Source organism: Amycolatopsis sp. (genome assembly GCF_025464955.1).
Classification (GTDB): domain Bacteria; phylum Actinomycetota; class Actinomycetes; order Mycobacteriales; family Pseudonocardiaceae; genus Amycolatopsis.
On record NZ_JAODNM010000111.1, the window covers coordinates 34254 to 51214 of the forward strand.

21 protein-coding genes are annotated in these 16961 nt (G+C 68.8%); 9 read left to right on the top strand and 12 right to left on the bottom strand.

Annotated elements, in window-relative coordinates:
- Positions 1-46 precede the first annotated feature (46 nt).
- The 3 genes from JWQ81_RS26360 (at position 47) to JWQ81_RS26370 (ending at position 1903) form a co-directional block, all read left to right on the top strand.
- Positions 47-688, top strand: a complete 642-nt coding sequence (locus JWQ81_RS26360; protein ID WP_297545580.1) for an aquaporin — start codon at positions 47-49, stop codon at positions 686-688.
- A gap of 79 nt (positions 689-767) precedes the next feature.
- A complete protein-coding gene (locus JWQ81_RS26365) occupies positions 768-1529 on the top strand; it encodes a PhzF family phenazine biosynthesis protein (protein ID WP_297545582.1) in 762 nt (253 codons plus the stop codon).
- On the top strand, positions 1529-1903 hold the full coding sequence (locus tag JWQ81_RS26370) for a YccF domain-containing protein (protein ID WP_297545583.1): 375 nt from the start codon (positions 1529-1531) through the stop codon (positions 1901-1903). Before JWQ81_RS26365 ends, JWQ81_RS26370 begins: the two co-directional genes overlap by 1 nt.
- An 18-nt stretch (positions 1904-1921) precedes the next feature.
- Here JWQ81_RS26370 and JWQ81_RS26375 read toward each other — a convergent pair whose 3' ends face one another.
- From JWQ81_RS26375 to JWQ81_RS26410, 8 genes are all read right to left on the bottom strand, one after another.
- On the bottom strand, positions 1922-2722 hold the full coding sequence (locus JWQ81_RS26375; RefSeq protein ID WP_297545622.1) for a metallophosphoesterase family protein: 801 nt from the start codon (positions 2720-2722) through the stop codon (positions 1922-1924).
- Positions 2723-2786: 64 nt separating this feature from the next.
- Entirely contained in the window at positions 2787-3590 is an 804-nt protein-coding gene (locus JWQ81_RS26380; RefSeq protein ID WP_297545585.1) for an HAD-IIA family hydrolase, read from the bottom strand.
- A gap of 46 nt (positions 3591-3636) precedes the next feature.
- Positions 3637-3768, bottom strand: coding sequence for a hypothetical protein (locus JWQ81_RS26385; RefSeq protein ID WP_297545587.1), 132 nt, complete (start codon positions 3766-3768; stop codon positions 3637-3639).
- A complete protein-coding gene (locus JWQ81_RS26390; RefSeq protein WP_297545588.1) occupies positions 3768-4847 on the bottom strand; it encodes an ATP-binding cassette domain-containing protein in 1080 nt (359 codons plus the stop codon). The genes JWQ81_RS26385 and JWQ81_RS26390 overlap by 1 nt, the downstream gene beginning before the upstream one ends.
- Positions 4844-5611 carry an ABC transporter permease gene (locus JWQ81_RS26395; protein WP_297545623.1) on the bottom strand — a complete coding sequence of 256 codons (768 nt, stop codon included), beginning with the start codon at positions 5609-5611 and terminating at the stop codon, positions 4844-4846. The genes JWQ81_RS26390 and JWQ81_RS26395 overlap by 4 nt, the downstream gene beginning before the upstream one ends.
- Before the next feature lie 31 nt (positions 5612-5642).
- Positions 5643-6449, bottom strand: a complete 807-nt coding sequence (gene modA, locus JWQ81_RS26400; RefSeq protein ID WP_297545589.1) for a molybdate ABC transporter substrate-binding protein — start codon at positions 6447-6449, stop codon at positions 5643-5645.
- Positions 6446-6850, bottom strand: coding sequence for a TOBE domain-containing protein (locus tag JWQ81_RS26405; protein WP_297545591.1), 405 nt, complete (start codon positions 6848-6850; stop codon positions 6446-6448). Before JWQ81_RS26405 ends, modA begins: the two co-directional genes overlap by 4 nt.
- A 132-nt stretch (positions 6851-6982) precedes the next feature.
- Positions 6983-7459 carry a MarR family transcriptional regulator gene (locus tag JWQ81_RS26410; protein WP_297545593.1) on the bottom strand — a complete coding sequence of 159 codons (477 nt, stop codon included), beginning with the start codon at positions 7457-7459 and terminating at the stop codon, positions 6983-6985.
- A gap of 101 nt (positions 7460-7560) precedes the next feature.
- On the opposite strand from JWQ81_RS26410, the gene moaA reads away from it, so the two are divergent.
- The 3 genes from moaA to JWQ81_RS26425 all read left to right on the top strand — a co-directional run bounded on the left by moaA (position 7561) and on the right by JWQ81_RS26425 (position 10203).
- Positions 7561-8625, top strand: coding sequence for a GTP 3',8-cyclase MoaA (gene moaA, locus JWQ81_RS26415; RefSeq protein WP_297545595.1), 1065 nt, complete (start codon positions 7561-7563; stop codon positions 8623-8625).
- 1 nt (position 8626) lies between these two features.
- The gene (locus tag JWQ81_RS26420) at positions 8627-8908 is read left to right on the top strand and encodes a MoaD/ThiS family protein (RefSeq protein ID WP_297545624.1); all 282 of its coding nucleotides are present in this window, start codon (positions 8627-8629) and stop codon (positions 8906-8908) included.
- 650 nt (positions 8909-9558) lie between these two features.
- Positions 9559-10203, top strand: coding sequence for a transglycosylase family protein (locus JWQ81_RS26425; protein ID WP_297545596.1), 645 nt, complete (start codon positions 9559-9561; stop codon positions 10201-10203).
- 104 nt (positions 10204-10307) lie between these two features.
- On the opposite strand, the gene JWQ81_RS26430 is transcribed toward JWQ81_RS26425, so the two are convergent.
- A complete protein-coding gene (locus JWQ81_RS26430; protein ID WP_297545598.1) occupies positions 10308-11228 on the bottom strand; it encodes a molybdenum cofactor biosynthesis protein MoaE in 921 nt (306 codons plus the stop codon).
- Positions 11225-11713: a cyclic pyranopterin monophosphate synthase MoaC gene (gene moaC, locus JWQ81_RS26435; RefSeq protein ID WP_297545600.1), complete on the bottom strand. Its 489-nt coding sequence runs from the start codon at positions 11711-11713 to the stop codon at positions 11225-11227. Before moaC ends, JWQ81_RS26430 begins: the two co-directional genes overlap by 4 nt.
- On the opposite strand from moaC, the gene JWQ81_RS26440 reads away from it, so the two are divergent.
- Both JWQ81_RS26440 and JWQ81_RS26445 read left to right on the top strand, forming a co-directional pair.
- Entirely contained in the window at positions 11696-12022 is a 327-nt protein-coding gene (locus JWQ81_RS26440) for a type II toxin-antitoxin system Phd/YefM family antitoxin (protein ID WP_297545602.1), read from the top strand. The two genes, moaC and JWQ81_RS26440, sit on opposite strands and share 18 nt — an antisense overlap.
- Positions 12010-12165 (top strand): hypothetical protein, encoded by a 156-nt coding sequence (locus JWQ81_RS26445; RefSeq protein WP_297545604.1) that lies wholly within the window; start codon positions 12010-12012, stop codon positions 12163-12165. The genes JWQ81_RS26440 and JWQ81_RS26445 overlap by 13 nt, the downstream gene beginning before the upstream one ends.
- A 320-nt stretch (positions 12166-12485) precedes the next feature.
- Here the strand turns inward: JWQ81_RS26445 and JWQ81_RS26450 are convergent, their stop codons facing one another.
- Positions 12486-13883, bottom strand: a complete 1398-nt coding sequence (locus tag JWQ81_RS26450) for an NAD-dependent malic enzyme (protein ID WP_297545606.1) — start codon at positions 13881-13883, stop codon at positions 12486-12488.
- Between the two features lie 107 nt (positions 13884-13990).
- Positions 13991-14179: a hypothetical protein gene (locus JWQ81_RS26455; protein ID WP_297545608.1), complete on the bottom strand. Its 189-nt coding sequence runs from the start codon at positions 14177-14179 to the stop codon at positions 13991-13993.
- Positions 14180-14283: 104 nt separating this feature from the next.
- Between JWQ81_RS26455 and JWQ81_RS26460 the strand changes: the two genes are divergently transcribed.
- Positions 14284-16527, top strand: coding sequence for a helicase-associated domain-containing protein (locus tag JWQ81_RS26460; protein WP_297545610.1), 2244 nt, complete (start codon positions 14284-14286; stop codon positions 16525-16527).
- Positions 16528-16961: the final 434 nt, after the last annotated feature.

Here is a 16961-nt window from a genome sequence, read left to right on the forward strand (position 1 = left end):
CGCAGGTCAGGTCATCACAAGTCATGAAAGCAAGCGGGCTCTCGCTGTGACAGCGACGAGTCGCAAATACATCGTCGAGCTGATCGGGACGTTCTTCCTCGTCTTCACGGTCGGCGCCAGCGTGTTGAGCGGCAGCGCGCTCGCGCCGCTGGCTATCGGTTCGGCATTGATGGTGATGGTTTACGCCGGTGGGCACATCTCCGGCGGCCACTACAACCCGGCCGTGACCATCGCGGCACTGGTGCGCGGCCGGATCGGGCTCAGTGACGCTGTCGGGTACTGGATTGTGCAGCTCATCGCCGGTGTGACCGCCGGGGCCGTCGCTCACGCGGTGGTCACCCCGGCGGCGCCGGCCAAGACGCTGAGCCTGACCGGTCACGTCCCGGCGGCCCTTGTGGCGGAACTGCTGTTCACCTTCGCCCTGGCCTATGTCGTGCTCAACGTGGCGACCAGCAAGGACCACCCGGACAACTCCTTCTACGGCCTGGCGATCGGGTTCACCGTCATGGTCGGTGCCTTCGCGGTCGGCGGGATCTCCGGTGGCGTGTTCAATCCAGCGGTGGCCATCGGTGGCGCGACCATGGGCCTGTTCGGGTGGTCGACGGTGTGGGTCTACCTGGTGGCCGAACTTGTCGCCGGCGTCATCGCCGGACTCGCTTTCCGCGCCCTCAACCCGACCGACAAGTGACGGGCGACGGCGGCCGAAGGGGACTCACAACTGCTGTCTGCGCTGACGTTCCTGAGTCTAGGACGGCTAAGTTGGGATCATGAAGTTCCATGTGGTCGACGCCTTCACCGACATCGCCTTCGCGGGCAACCCGGCGGCCGTGGTGCTGCTCGACTCACCAGCCGACGCCGGTTGGATGCAGTCGGTGGCCGCCGAGTTCAAGCACTCGGAAACCGCGTTCGTCGAGGTCGCCGTCGAAGGTCCCCAGCCGCTGCGCTGGTTCACCCCGGTGGTCGAGGTCGACCTCTGCGGCCACGCGACGCTGGCCACCGCGCATGCCTTGGGTGGCGACCAGGTCTTCACGACGCGCAGCGGCGAACTCCGCTGCCGCGCCGAAAACGGCTGGGTGTCCATGGACTTCCCCGCCGACCCGCCGGCGCCCACCACGGCCGAGCTCGACGACGTGCTGCCCGGCCTCACCGTGGAGCACATCGCGCGCGGGGTGAGCGACGTGATGGTCGTCGTCACCGACGAAGACCAGGTCCGCACGCTGAAGCCGGACCTCGACCGGGTCCGCCTGCCCGGCACGCGGTGCGTGATCGTCACCGCGCGCAGCCACGGCGGCGAGTTCGACTTCGTCAGCCGGGTGTTCGGGGCGGGCGCCGGAGTCGGGGAAGACCCGGTGACCGGCTCGGCGCATTGCACGCTCGCGTCCTACTGGGGCGAGCGGCTCGGCCGCACCGAACTGATCGGGCGGCAGGTGTCGAGTCGAGGCGGTACCGTCCGGATGACCTTGGCCGGCGACCGCGTCCGGCTCTCCGGCCAGGCCGTCACCGTCGCGAGTGGGGAGTTGTACGTCTGATGCGGTTCATTCTCAACATCGTCTGGCTGCTGCTGTGCGGGTTCTGGATGGCCGTCGGCTACTGCGTCGCCGGGGTCGTCTGCTGCATCCTGATCGTCACCATCCCGTTCGGGCTGGCGTCGTTCCGGATCGCGAACTACGCGCTGTGGCCGTTCGGGCGCACGGTCGTCGACCGACGTGACGCGGGTGCGGCGTCCCTGCTCGGCAACGTCATATGGTTCATCTTCGCCGGCTTGTGGCTGTCCATCGGGCACGTCATCACCGGCTGCCTGCTGTGCATCACGATCATCGGGATCCCGTTGGGCGTGGCCAACTTCAAGATGATCCCGATCTCGCTGATGCCACTGGGCCGGGAGATCGTCCCGATTCCCTGAGAGCCAGTTAGCGAACGCCTAGGACTCCGCGTTGTAGGGCAGCTCGACGACGAGGCACGGCCCGCCGACGAACAGCCCACCGTCGATCCCGAGCGCCTTGCCGCCGGCGTAGAGGTACGGCGCCTCGATCTGCGCGGGGTGGATACCGAGTTGGTCGGCGATGACGCTGTGCCCGTGCACGATGCGCGCGCCCCCGAGCTGGTCGAGCAGGCGCTGCGCGACCTCCGGACCGTCCGGTCCGCGGAAGGCGTATCGCGTGGTCATCCGGCGCCACACCTCCCACCACTCGGAGATGTCGTCGCTTTCCAGCACCCCGCGGACCGAAGTGTTGATCCCGTCGATGTCGGACCCCCAGTCGAGGTATTCGAGGGTGTCCGAGTGCATCAGCAGGTTGTCGGCCGCGATCGCGACCAGCGGCCTCGACGTCAGCCACTCGACGTGCGCGTCGGTCAGGCCGTCCTGGTCGGACAGCAGGCCGCCGTTGATCTCCCAGCTGCGGGCGAAGCTGCGTGGCCCGAAATCGGACGGGACCTCGGTCTCGCCGAAGTGGTACATGCCCAGCAACAGGATCTCGTGGTTGCCGAGCAGCGTGTGGACCGCGCCACCGGCCTCCGAGGCCTGCTCCTGCAGCTGCATGACGAGGTCGATCACGCCGATACCGTCGGGCCCGCGGTCGACGAAGTCGCCGAGGAACCACAGCTCGTCGGACGTGCCCGCCCAGTTGTCGAAATCGTCGAGCAGGCCCTTCGCGCGCAAAGCCTCCGCCAGGCCGTCACGATGGCCGTGCACGTCGCCCACGACGTACGTCGAGGTTGTCACCTCGACCGGAAGCTGCTCTTCACCCACCACGCGACGATAAGCCCTTCCTCGTCCCCGCCGGCCCTCAGGCCTCGACGAACGGATCACCGGTACGCCCGATCAGGTCCGCGATCGAGTCGATCACCAGGGTCGGGCGGTACGGGTAGCGCTCCGCGGACTCCCTCGTCGAGATGCCCGTGAGCACGAGAATGGTCTGCAGCCCGGCTTCGATCCCGGAGTGCACGTCGGTGTCCATCCGGTCGCCGATCATCAGCGTGGTCTCGGAATGCGCGCCCAGCCTCCGAAGCGCCCCGCGCATCATCAACGGGTTCGGCTTGCCGACGTAGTAGGGCGAACGGCCGGTGGCGCGCTCGATCAGCGCCGCGACCGAACCGGTGGCGGGCATCGAGCCCTCAAGGCTCGGACCGGTCGCGTCGGGGTTGGTGGCGATGAACTTGGCACCGGCCTCGATCAGGCGGATGGCCCTGGTGATCGCGCTGAAGCTGTACGTCCTGGTCTCTCCGAGGACGACGTAGTCCGGGTCACGCTCTGTCAGCACATAGCCGACCTCGTGCAGCGCGGTGGTGAGCCCGGCCTCGCCGATCACGTACGCCGACCCGTTGGGCCGCTGCGAGGACAGGAACTTCGCGGTGGCCAGCGCCGAGGTCCAGATCCGCGTCTCCGGCACGTCGAGCCCGGTGCGCAGCAGCCTCGCCCGCAGGTCGCGCGGGGTGTAGATCGAGTTGTTCGTCAGCACCAGGAAGTCGATCTCGTTGGCGGCGAGCTCCTTGAGAAACTCGTCGGCGCCCGGCACGAGGTGCTCCTCGTGGACCAGGACGCCGTCCATGTCCGTCAGGTAGGTCCATCGGCGCTCGTTCGACTCGGTCATGTGCCGAAGACTAGATGACCGGGCTCGCTCGCAGTAGCCACGGCGGTCACGGAGTGCCGATCACCGGGTAGTCGCGCTCGAGTTCGCGCAGTTCATCGATGAGCTCCGGCAGGTGAGTCTGATCCAGGTCGTCGATGACCACCCGATCCTCACCAGGAAAGCCGATCGTCGCGCTCATCACCGGGTCGCCGGATGCACGGCGACCGAGGTCGCCTTGACCGAAAGGGTGACCGGGCTGCCCGGTTCGAGGGCGAGTTCGGCGACCGACGCCGGGGTCAGGTCGGCGGCGAGCCCGTTCGCCCAGCCGGCCCCGATCGCGCGGACCCGGACCACCGGGCCGTGTGGTTCCAGCGCGCCGACCACGGCTTCGACGGTGTTCCGCGGGCTGCCGTGGTGGTCGTCGTCCGGGTAGATCGCGACGACACTGGGCGAGAACACCGCGACTGCCGGCTCGTGCGGCACGACGTCGTCCGCCAGGATTCCGGCGACCAGGTGGCCTTCTCCGGTGCGCAGGCCGCCTTCGACGGCCGTACCCGCGACGAGGTTCAGCCCGGCGATCCGCGCGGTGAACGCGGCGCGCGGCGCGGACAGGACCTCGCGGGTCGGCCCGCGTTCGATGATCCGGCCACCGGCCAGCACTACGACCTGGTCCGCCAGCGACAGCGCGTCGAGCGGGTCGTGCGTGACGAGGACGGTCGCCCGCTCGGTCTGCGCCCGCAGCACGCGGCGCAACAGCCCTCGGATGGCCGGCGCGGAGCCGACGTCGAGCGCGGCGAACGGCTCATCCAGCAGCAGCAGGTCCGGCTCCGCCGCCAGCGCCCGCGCGACCGCGACCCGCTGGGCCTGCCCGCCGGACAGCTGCGAAGGCTTGCGCGCGCTCAACTCGGCGGCGTCGACCTTCCCCAGCCAGTCCTGCGCGATCGCCTTGGCCCGCGCGCGGGACGTGCCCTTCGACCGCGGCGAGAACGCGACGTTGTCCAGCACGGAAAGATGAGGGAAGAGCATCGGGTCCTGCGACAGCAGCCCGATCGCCCTGGCGTACGGCGGCAGGTCGACGCGGCCGCCGACGAGGACGCGCCCCGCGAGCTGGATGTCGGCCCGCCGCGGGCTGAGCAACCCGGACAAACAGCTCAGCACGCTGGACTTGCCCGAGCCGTTGGGACCGAGGATCGCCAGCACCCCGCCGGCCGGGACGTCGAAGGCCACGGACAGGTCGAAGGTGTCCCTGGTCAGCTCGATCTCGGCGTGCAGCGTCACGACCGGACCCCTTCGAGCGCCCGCGGCCGGGCGACCGCGATCACCACGATCGCGACGATGATCAGCAGGAGCGCGAGCGCGACAGCGCTGTCCGTGTCGACCTCGGACTGCGTGTAGACCTCGAGCGGCAATGTCCTGGTCACGCCCTCGAGACTGCCCGCGAACGTAATGGTCGCGCCGAACTCGCCCAGCGCCCGGGCGAAGCTGAGCACCACGCCCGAACCGAGCGCGGGCAGCAGCAGCGGCATGGTGACCCGGCGGAACACCGTCCACGGCCGCGCGCCGAGCGTCGAAGCGATCTGCTCGTAGCGATCCCCCGAACCGCGCAGCGCGCCTTCGAGGCTGACCACCAGGAACGGCATCGCGACGAACGTCTGCGCGATGACGACCGCGGTGGTGGTGAACGGCACCTGGTACCCGGTGGTGACGCCGATCAGGTAGCCGAGGAAACCCTTACGTCCCAACAGATACAACAGCGCGAGCCCGCCGACGACCGGCGGCAGGACCAGCGGCAGCAGCACGACCGAGCGCATCATCCGGATGCCGGGAAGACGTGACCGGGCCAGTACGACCGCCAGCGGGACCCCGAGCACGACACAGCACACCGTGGAGATGACAGCCGTCTCGAGTGAAAGCTCCAGCGCGTGTAAGGACGCCGACGTCGTGACCAGGCTTGGAAAGCGGGTCAGATCGGACCGCGTGAGCAGCCCGACGACCGGCAGCACAACAAGCGCGAGTGCCACCACTGCGGGAATCCACAGCACCCACGGCACTCGCGCTTGCGGCTGGTTCTCTTTACGGCGCGCCAAACCCGACCTTGCTCAGCTCCGCCTTGCCGGCCGCACCCAGGACGAAGTCCTCGAACTCCTTGGCCAACGCGGCCTGCGGGGCGTCCTTGACCACGGCGATCGGGTAGCTGTTGATCGCGCCCGAAGACTCGGGGAAGTCCACCTGGTCGACCTTGTCCGCGGCGGACGTCGCGTCGGTCACGTAGACGACGCCGGCGTCGGCGTCACCCGACTCGACCTTCGCCAGCACGGACTTGACGTCCTGCTCCTGACTGGCCGACTTCAGCTTGACCCCGGTGCTCGTCTCGACCTTCTGCTCGGCCGAACCACACGGCACCGCCGGCGCGCAGGTGACCACGGTCAGCCCGCTCTTGGCGAGATCGGCGAAGGTCTTGATCTTCTTCGGGTTGCCCTTGGCCACCGCGATGGCCAGCTTGTTCGTGGCGAACACGGTCGGCTGGCCGTCGATCACCCCGCCGGTGACAGCCTTGGTCATGTTGGCCTGGTCCGCGGAGGCGAAGACATCCACCTTCGCGCCGTTGACCAGCTTCTGCACCAGCGCCTGCGAGCCCTCGTAGTCGAACTTGACGGTGACGCCGGGGTGCGCGGCTTCGAACTGCTTCTCGAGCACGTTGAAGGTCTCGGTGAGCGAAGCGGCCGCGTACACGGTCAGCGTCGCCGAACTCCCGCCCGGCGTCGGGGCCGGGAAGGAGGACTGGGGCGCGTTGGCCGGGGCAGCGGTGTCGTTCGCGCTGCACGCGGTGGACACCAGGGCCACGCCGGCCACGGCGACGGCGAGCAGTGTTCTCTTCATCGGGCTCCTTCAGGGGTTTCGACCACGACCGTGGTCGCCTTGACGACGGCGACCGCGAGCACTCCGGGCTTGAGCCCCAGCTCGCGGACGGCTTCGGCACTCATCAGTGACACCACGCGGTGTCCGCCGCACTGCATCTCGACCTGGGCCATCACCTTGTCCACGATCACCTCGGTGACGAGCCCGACGAACCGGTTGCGGGCCGACCTGCCGACCGTGGACGGGTCCGTGGCCTCATCGGCCTGGGAGCGGGCGAACGCGGCGAGCTCGGCGCCGTCGACGACCTTCCGGCCGGCCGCGTCCTCGCTCCCCGTCAGCTGACCCGCGCGGACCCACCTGCGGACGGTGTCATCACTGACACCGAGCAGGCCGGCTGCTTCGGATAACCGGAATTGCGGCATGCCGGGAAGATTATCGCCGCAGATGAGGAAAAGCCATTCGCAGAGGCCGGTGTGACTGGAACGGAACTCTTCTTACCTTTTGTGGAAGAAAAAACTCCATCGGCGGCCCGAGCGAACGGACCGTTCGTCCGCCTATACGTGAGCTGAATCACCAAGGACTTCACGACGCAACGCGGCGAGCATCGACTCCTGGAAGCGCTCGACCACTTCCAGCTCCTCCGACGAGAAGCGGGAAAGGACACTGCCCAGCGCGTCGGCGGCGGGTTCGTCACGAGCGAGTTCGACCGGGACGACCTCGATGAGCACCCGGCGCCGGTCCCCGGCATCCCGGACGCGGCGGGCGAAACCGGCGCGTTCCAGCCGGTCCACGACCCCGGTGACCGCGCCGGTGGACAGGCCGGTGAGCTCGGCGATCCTGCCTGCGGTCAGCGGTCCGGACGACTGGGCCACGAGGTCCAGCGTGCGGTACTCGGTGCCGGAGAGCCCCAGCCGTTCGGCGAGCCTGGTCTGGCGGACAGCGGTGAGGCTGCCGGTTTCACGGCCAAGCGCGGCGAACCGCGCGAGGACGTCGTTGCCGACCTGATACTTCCCGGCTTCGCGGACGGACATCGGGAAACCCTTTCACCGGTCTGGAACTGACTGAGCGATTTTCTCCCCGCACATTCTAGTCATTCGGCCCGTTTTACCGAGGCGGGGTTAAGCTGGGCCCAATGACAGCGGTAGATCTCGGGTTTCCTCGCGTCCCCGGCACACGAGGCTCCTCCGGCGTGCCCAGGCCCGACCGCCCGGAGCTGGTCGACAGTTTCGGCCGGATCGCCACCGACCTCAGGGTTTCGCTCACCGACCGGTGCAATCTGCGGTGTACGTACTGCATGCCGGCCGAGGGACTGGACTGGCAACCGGACGACGAGGTCCTCAACCACGTCGAGCTCCTGCGGCTGGTCCGGATCGCGGTGGAGCTCCTCGGGGTCACCGACATCCGGTTGACCGGCGGCGAGCCGATGCTGCGGCCGGGGCTGGAGGACCTCGTAGCCGAGATCGTCGGGCTGAACCCGCGCCCGCGGCTGTCGATGACGACCAACGGGATCGGGCTCGCCAAGCGCGCCCCCAAACTGGTCGCGGCCGGCCTCGACCGGATCAACGTCTCGCTGGACACCGTCGACCCCGAGACGTTCAAGACGATCACCCGCCGGGACAGGCTGCCGCACGTGCTCGCCGGGATGGCCGCGGCCCGCGACGCCGGGCTCACGCCGGTCAAGGTCAACGCGGTGCTGATGCGCGGGCTCAACGACCACGAGGCCGTCCCGCTGCTGCGGTTCTGCCTGGCCGAGGGCTACCACCTGCGGTTCATCGAACAGATGCCGCTGGACGCCCAGCACGGCTGGAACCGCGCGGACATGATCACCGCGGACGAGATCCTCGGCCTGCTCAAGACCGAGTTCGAGCTCTCGCCTTATCCTTCCGCGCGGGGCGGGGCGCCCGCCGAGCGCTGGCTCGTCGACGGCGGACCCGGCGATGTCGGCATCATCGCGTCGGTGACCAGGCCGTTCTGCGCCGACTGCGAGCGGACCCGGCTCACCGCGGACGGTTCGGTGCGCTCATGCTTGTTCAGCAACGACGAAACGGACCTGCGGGCGCTGCTGCGCTCCGGCGCGGAGGACGAGGTCATCGCCGACGCCTGGCGGCGGACCATGTGGGACAAACTCGCCGGGCACGAGATCAACGAGGCCGGCTTCGCGCAGCCGATCCGGCCGATGAGTGCGATCGGTGGCTGAGATGACGCCAGACGGCACGGAACCGGGCACGACGACGGTCCTGATCCGCTATTTCGCGTCCGCGCGCGCCGCGGCCGGGGTAGAAGAGGAGAAGGTCCAGCTCGAGGCGGGCGCGTCCGTCAGCGACGTCGTCACCGAGCTCAGGCGCCTACACCCGGACACGCTCCCCCGCATCCTGGACGCCGTCAGCCTGCTCCTGGACGGCGTCGCCGTCCGTGACCTGGCCCGCGCCGTTCCCAACGACGCCGAACTCGACGTCCTGCCCCCCTTCGCGGGCGGCTGAAGTCGCGGTCGTGACCTGCGGAAAGACGCCTTTCTGATGCCTTTCGCACGCAACTCGGCGACAAAAGGCTAATGATTCAGCTATACGCGAACTGCTATTGCGTGTATTGAGTGACAGTCAGAACACCGAGTGCAACACTCTTGAGCTGGCCTTAACGTGCTTTTCCGGTGGCGAAGAGCGGCACTGATCAATAGAGTGCGCCGCTTCTTCACTTAGGGGCGCCTCGCGAATGGGTCAGTCGCTCGTCCGACACGTGATCCAAGCCTCACAATCAGTGAAATATCTCGGGAAGAAAACGGTCTGATAACGGCGCTCTGACCTGCGGAAAGGACCCAATCGTTATAGGTTGCGTGCTGTTACTGTGATGTAGGTCACAGGCCGATTAATTTCCGATCAAGCTCGAAATTACGTAGCGTCGCTTTTCGGCTGGCCCCGACCAGTCACGCAACACCGGGAATCCGAAGCGCCAATACCTGTCCAGCGGATCCCCGGACCCATACCCCGAGCGAAAGCACTTCTGGACAGGGACGAGGGAACGGACGCGGAGCGACGTGCGACGCGAAAGTGAGCCGGCTTCACGGTCGGCCAGGCCCATGCGGCCTGACCCGCAGCTCAGGCTCGCCGGCGCAGGAGGAGAGACTCAATCAGTCATGTCTTACCGAGGCAAGCACCGCAAGATGTCCGCTGCCACCCGCAACATTGCCCGCGTCGCTGTCGCAGGCATCGCGGTCGGCGCCCCACTGGCGATCGCTGCGACCCCCGCGCAGGCATCCACCACCAACTGGGACGCCATCGCGCAGTGCGAGAGTGGCGGCAACTGGGCCATCAACACCGGCAACGGCTACCAGGGTGGCCTGCAGTTCACGGCCAGCACCTGGAAGGCGTACGGCGGCTCCGGCAGCGCGTCCAGCGCGTCGCGTGAACAGCAGATCGCCGTCGCCGAGCGCGTCATGGCGGCCCAGGGCCCCGGCGCGTGGCCCGTGTGCAGCAAGCACGCCGGTTCCACCTCGAGCTACAAGAGCTCGAACACCCAGGGCTCGAGCAAGAAGAGCACTTCGACCAAGAAGAGCACCCCCCAGGTCGCTCCGAAGGCCACCACTGCCGCCCCCGTGGCTGCTGGTGTGACCTCGTCCAACCCGAACGGTGACTACACCGTCATCGCGGGCGACACCCTGTCGAAGATCGCCGCTCAGTTCAACGTCCAGGGCGGCTTCCACAAGCTGCAGGAGCTGAACGCCCAGTACGTCCCGAACGAGAACCTGATTCTCGTCGGCCAGAAGCTCGCCACCAAGTGACCCTTGCTCACTGAGAGCATGAGTCAGGCGCTTCACGTTTGACGTGGATGCCCCGCCGCGATTCCCCCGGATCCCGGCGGGGCTTCCTCACGTTCTCCAGCGGCTCAGGGCGAGTTGACCCACTCGTCGGTGCCGTCGGTGAACTTCTGGTGCTTCCAGATGGGCAGCCGGGCCTTCACCTCGTCGACGAGCTCGGCGCAGGCCGCGAAGCCCTGCCCGCGGTGTTCGGCGGCCACGGCACACGCCAGCGCCACGTCGCCGATCTCCAGCGCGCCGATCCGGTGGCTCACGGCCACGGCCCGCACGCCGGTCCACCGTGCTGCCAGCTCGGTCACCACGGTCTCGAGCACCTCGGGCGCGCTCGGGTGGCCTTCGTAGAACAGGTTGTGGACAGCCCGTCCACCGTCGTGGTCACGCACGACACCGCCGAAGGTGACTACGGCTCCCGCAGCGGCGTCGTCGACCAACCGCGCGTGCTCGTCCACTGAGATCGGCGTGTCGGTCACGCTGACCAGCGCCACCCGCACCTGGACGTCCGACTCGGCCACCCGCGGGTGGTCTCCACCCGCCAACTGGTCCACGGCGTGGTCCAGGATGCCGTCGAGCACACCGAGTCCGTCCTTCACGCCGCCTGTCGAGCCGGGCAGGTTGACCACCAGCGTCCGCCCCGCGACGCCGGCGAGGCCCCGCGACAGCACCGCCGTCGGTACCTTGGCGACTCCGGCCGCGCGGATCGCGTCGGCGACCCCAGGCAGTTCGTAGTCCAAGAGGGCCGCGGTGACCTGCGGCGTGCGGTCGGTCGGGGAGATCCCGGTGCCGCCGGTGGTGATCACCACCCGCACCTCGTCGGCCAGGCACGCGTGCAGCGCCGCACCGACCGGCTCCCCGTCCTCGACGACGATGGGGTCGGGCACCTCGTACCCGTGTGCATCCAGCCAAGCGGCGATGACCGGGCCGGTCTTGTCCTCGTAGACGCCCCTCGCCGCGCGATTCGAGGCGACGATCACCCTCGCGGTGCGTTTCATGCGCGTTCTCTTCCCTCTGGCCTCGTCCACGTACCGTGCTTCCCGCCGTCCTTGCGGATCAGCTGGACGGCGTCGAGCGTCGCGGCCGGATCGACGGCCTTGATCATGTCGTGCAGGGTCAGTCCGGTGACCGCGACCGCGGTCAGCGCCTCCATCTCCACCCCGGTGCGATCCGTCGTGCGGGCGGTCGCCCGGATGTGGATCTCGGCCTCGCCGAGCTCGAATTCGATGTCGACCCCGGACAGCGCGATCTGGTGGCACAGCGGGATCAACTCCGGCGTGCGCTTGGCGCCCATGATCCCGGCGATCCGCGCGGTGGCCAGCGCGTCACCCTTCGGCAGCCCGTTGGCGACCAACAGCCCGAGCACCTCGGCCGTAGTCCGCAACGTACCGCCCGCCAGCGCCGTCCGGGAGGTGGCCGTCTTCGCCGAAACGTCCACCATGCGGGCCGCGCCCGCTTCGTCCAAGTGGCTCAGTTCACTCACGCGCAAAGGCTACGCGGCACCCCATCCGCCCCGACGACACGAGGCACCCTTTCCACCACGACGCCAGCGTCGCGTAACTTTTCCGCCGTGCTCGACGAAGCCGAGCACGGCGAAACGATCGTGGTTACCCGCAACGGCCGCCGCGTGGCTCTCATCATTCCTGCCCCACGGGCAAACGGCAGCGCCCTGCTGTCATTGTTCCAGGATTGGGCAGGACGGAACGAGTTCGACGAGGACTTCGCGACACGAGTGGCTGAAGCGGCCAGCATCGAGGCCACCGAACTGGACAGCGACCCGTGGCAAGACTGATCCTCGACACCGGCGTACTCGTGAGGGCAGCAAGGGGCCGGCTCGCAGCCGGAACGATCGACACCGACGATGACGTCGCGTTGCCCGCCGTGGTCATCGCCAAGTTCCTGTCCGGCATTCTCGGCGACGGCGATACCGTTTGACAGGCAGCGCAACGCGGCTTTCTGGATCGCCTACTCGAAGTCACTCCCGTCGAGGACTACACACCGGCGATCGCCGAACACCACGCTGAACTCCTGGCACGTCCGCATCGCAGGCCAGCCTCGCGGAGCACTCGACCTCATCATCGCCGCAACGGCCTGCGCCACCGGGCGACTACTGGTCACCACTGACAGCAAAGCCCGATTCGACGAACTGCCCGGCGTACAAGCCTGGGTACTCCCTACGCCCTGAACAACTCGCCGTCGAGTTGCGATCGTTGTGGACGCTAAGTACCGCAACTCGACGGCGAGTTGCGTGGGGCTCAGGTGGCGGCGCGTTCCTTGCGGACGGCCGACTTGACGGCTTCGGCCACGGCGGGGGCGACGGCGCTGTCGAACACGCTCGGCACGATGAACGACGCGTTGAGCCTGCCCGCGTCGACGACGTCGGCGATCGCGTCAGCGGCGGCGAGAAGCATGTTGTCGTCGATGTTGCGGGCGTGCGCGTCCAGCAGTCCCCGGAAGACACCGGGGAACGCCAGCACGTTGTTGATCTGGTTCGGGAAGTCGCTGCGGCCGGTGGCGACGACGGCGGCGTGCTTCTGTGCCTCCATCGGGTCGACCTCGGGGTCCGGGTTGGCCAGCGCGAACACGATGGCCTTGTCGTTCATGGTCGCGACCTGCTCCGCGCCGAACAGGTTGGGCGCCGAAACGCCGATGAAGACGTCGGCGCCGACGAGCGCCTCGTGCAGCGTGCCGGACACGTTCTTCTTGTTCGTGGTCTCGGCGACGTGGCGGAGGTTGTCGTCGAGGTTGTCGCGGTCGACGTGCACGATGCCGTTGATGTCGGCGGCGACGATGTCGTCCGGGTTGCGGCGCAGCAGCAGCCGGATGATCGCCGAGCCGGCCGCGCCGACCCCGCTGATCACGATCTTGCAGTCCTCGATGTTCTTCCCGACCACGCGCAGCGCGTTCCGCAGCGCCGCGACGACGACGATCGCGGTGCCGTGCTGGTCGTCGTGGAACACCGGGATGTCGAGCAGTTCACGCAGCCGGGCTTCGATCTCGAAGCAGCGCGGCGCGGCGATGTCCTCCAGGTTGATCCCGGCGTACACCGGCGCGAGCACCTGCACGGTCCGGATGATCTCTTCGGTGTCCTGGGTGTCCAGGCAGACCGGCCAGGCGTCGACGTCGGCGAACTTCTTGAACAGCGCCGCCTTGCCCTCCATCACCGGAAGCGCCGCCGCGGGGCCGATGTTGCCCAGCCCGAGCACCGCGCTGCCGTCGGTGACCACGGCGACGGTGTTGCGCTTGATGGTCAGGCGGCGCGCGTCCTCGGGGTTCGCGGCGATCGCCTGGCAGACGCGGGCGACGCCGGGGGTGTACGCCCGGGAGAGGTCGTCACGGTTACGCAGCGCGACCTTCGGGGTGACCTCGATCTTGCCCCCGAGGTGGATCAGGAACGTCCGGTCGGAGACCTTGCGGACAACCACGCCGGGCAACGTCTCCAGCGCGGTCGTGATGTCCTTCGCGTGGTTCTCCGACAACGCGTTGACGCTGATGTCGACGACGATCGATTCGGTGTGCGACTCGACGACGTCGAACGCCGTAAGCACCCCGCCGACGCGTCCGACGGCGGTCGTGAGGTCACCCGCGGCGCTCGACGAGGCAGGGGCCTCGACCCGGACGGTGATCGAGTATCCGGGACCGGGAACCGGCATGGCATGAACCCCCGCAGTGAGGCGACTAGGACAACGAGAACCCTAGCGCCGTGATGGGGGCCACCCGAGGTCCGCCGGGGTGACTGACCAGTAACAACAGCGGCCGGTTACTTCCAGTTGATCTCGGTCTCGGGGTGCGTGTACGGCACCGCTTCGAGCGGGAATGTCAGATCACCGAACGGCGACAACGCACCTTGACGGTCCGCGGCGAGCTCGGTCACCGGGTGCTCGCCTTCGGCGCCCGTCGGCCAGGTCGGGTCGACCCTGTTCGTCTTGCCGTTCTCGCCCTTCGCCACGACGCCCTCCTAGGTACTGCGTGAAGCTGCAATCAGCCGGTTCGCACATAGTCTGCCCGACTTCCCTCCACCGCCGATCACCCGCCCGGTATCCTGGGACAACGATGCCCGCGACCTCTCTGGCGGACTGGCTGCGCGCAGCGTCCGACGACGCACTCGCCGAGCTTCTGCGCTCCCGGCGCGACTTGGCGACGCCCGCGCCCTCCGACACCACCGTGCTCGCCACGCGAGCCGGCACCACCGGCTCTGTCGTGCGCGCCTCGGAGGACCTCGACACGTTGACTCTCGCCGTTCTCGACGCCTTGCTGCTGGCCGGCGCCGACTCCGGCCCCGTCACCGGAAAAACGGTCGAGGCGCTGATCGAGCAGGATATTTCCGCTGCGCTGGAGCGGCTGCGGGGACGAGCGCTGGTCTGGGGCGACGAGGACGAGCTTCGGGTTCCGCGTGCGGTCCGCGACGCGCTCGGCGCGTTCCCGGCAGGGCTCGGCGGTTCCTTGGCAGCGCTCGCCGACGTCGATCTCGACGCGGTGCTGGTGGCCATCGGCGAGGACGAACGGGCCCTGCTGGCCACGCTGGCCGCCGGCCCGCCGGTCGGCCGCACCCGCGATGCCCGGATCGATGTTCCACTCGATCGGGCGACCACCCCGGTCCAACGACTCCTCGCGCGCGAGCTGCTGCTGCGCCGCGACGATCAGACCGTCGAGCTTCCCCGTGAGCTGGGCATCCACCTCCGGGGCGGGCACGTGTTCACCCCGGGCAGCCTGCGGGAGCCGAAGCTACCCACGCACCCGCACCAGCCGTCGACGGTGAACGAGGCCGCGGCCGGCGAGGCGATGGAGTTGCTCCGGCAGACCGAGTCGCTGCTCGTGGCCTGGGCGAAACAGCCCGCGCCGACGTTGAAGTCCGGCGGCCTCGGCGTTCGGGAACTACGGAAGCTGTCCAAGGACTACGACATCGACGAGGTCCGCGCGACCTTCCTGGTGGAGCTGGCCGTCGGCGCCGGCCTGGTCGCCGACAGCGAAACGGCGACGCCGGAGTGGACACCGACCACGCTGATGGACTCTTGGACGGCCTCGGCGCCCGCACAGCGGTGGATCACGCTCGCGCAGGCTTGGCTCGAGCTGCCGCGCCTGCCCGGTCTCGCCGGCGGCCGCGACACGAAGGACAAGCCCATCGCGCCGCTCGCCGACGAACTGCGGCGGCCGCTCGCCCCGGCCGCCCGCCGCCGTGTGCTCGAGACACTCGCCGACCTGCCGGACGGAACAGGGGTGAAAAGCACCGACGAGCTGGTGTCCGTACTCGCTTGGCGCGCCCCGCGGCGCGGCGGCCGGCTGCGCGACGAGACCGTGCGCTGGACGATGGCGGAGGGCTCGGCACTCGGGTTGATCGCGCTCGGCAGCCTCACCACCGCCGCGAAGGCGCTCCTCGCCGACGACCGGGCGGGCGCGGTGGTCGCGATGATGGACGCGCTGCCCAAACCGGTCGACAAGGTGCTCGTGCAGGCGGACCTCACGGTCATCGCGCCGGGGCCGCTGGAGCCCGAGCTGGCGGCCGACATGGCCGCCGTGGCGGACATCGAGTCCGCCGGCCACGCGACGGTCTACCGGGTCACCGAGACCTCCGTCCGCCGCGCGCTCGACACCGGCCGCACCGCGGGCGAACTGCACGCGCTGTTCGCGAGCCGCTCGGCCACGTCCGTCCCGCAGTCACTGACCTACCTGATCGACGACGTAGCCCGACGCCACGGCCGGTTGCGCGGCGGGGTGGCCGGATCGTTCCTGCGCTGCGACGACGAGGTGCTGCTGGCGGAGGTCCTCGGCAGCCCGGCCGCCGCCGAGTACGAGCTCAGGCTGATCGCGCCGACCGTCCTGGTCAGCCCGCTCCCGCTGAGCGAGGTGCTCGACGGCCTGCGCGCGGCCGGATTCGCCCCGGCTGCGGAGGGCCCGGACGGCCGGGTGCTGGACATCCGACCCAGCGGCAGGCGGCTCCCGGCGCGTCCGCGGCCCGCGAGGCGGGTCCCGGTCGAGCACAACGGAATGAGCGCGGACCAGGTCCGGCAGGTGGTGGCGCACCTTCGTGCGGGCGATCTGGCAGCCAGCCGGCGTCGAGGTGCCGCCGTGGTGCGGCAGCCTGGCACCGGCGGCTCGGACACCTCGGCGACGCTGGCGCTGTTGGCGACGGCCGCACAGGACCAGCGCGAGGTGTGGATCGGGTTCGTTGACTCGAGGGGCACCGCGAGCCAGCGCGTCGTGACCCCGGTGCGGGTCGGCGGCGGCATCCTCGAAGGCACGGACAACGAGCGCTACCCCCTGCACCGCATCACCTCCGCCGGCCTCGTCGAGGACTGACGCAGCAAGGACCGGGGCGAACGGGTGCTGGTAGCGGAACTGAAGGCCAGTCACGCCGTGCAGGTGGCGCCGGTGATGGCGATGTGACTGTTGGGACTCCCGAAAGCACTTTCGGCAGGGCAGAGACGTCGTCAAGGCCTAGTTGAGTACGCCTTACGCCGTGAAGGTGGCCTTCACGTCCAGCCGCAGTGCCACACCTGCCACATCAGCCCCGCCAGTCACCCGACATGACGCGATAGGCCCTCGGACCCCTTGCGCATGCACCAACTCGCCCCGGTCCTTGCTGCCGTAAAGCCGAGCCCGCCACACCACCCGACACCCCTAAGGGCTCGCCTGTAAATTAACCGTGGATATGTTGAGTAGGGTGGCATGCTGATGACATGAGCATGACCGAGGAGTTCAGGACCGCGCTGGCGGCGAAGTTCGCTGAGATC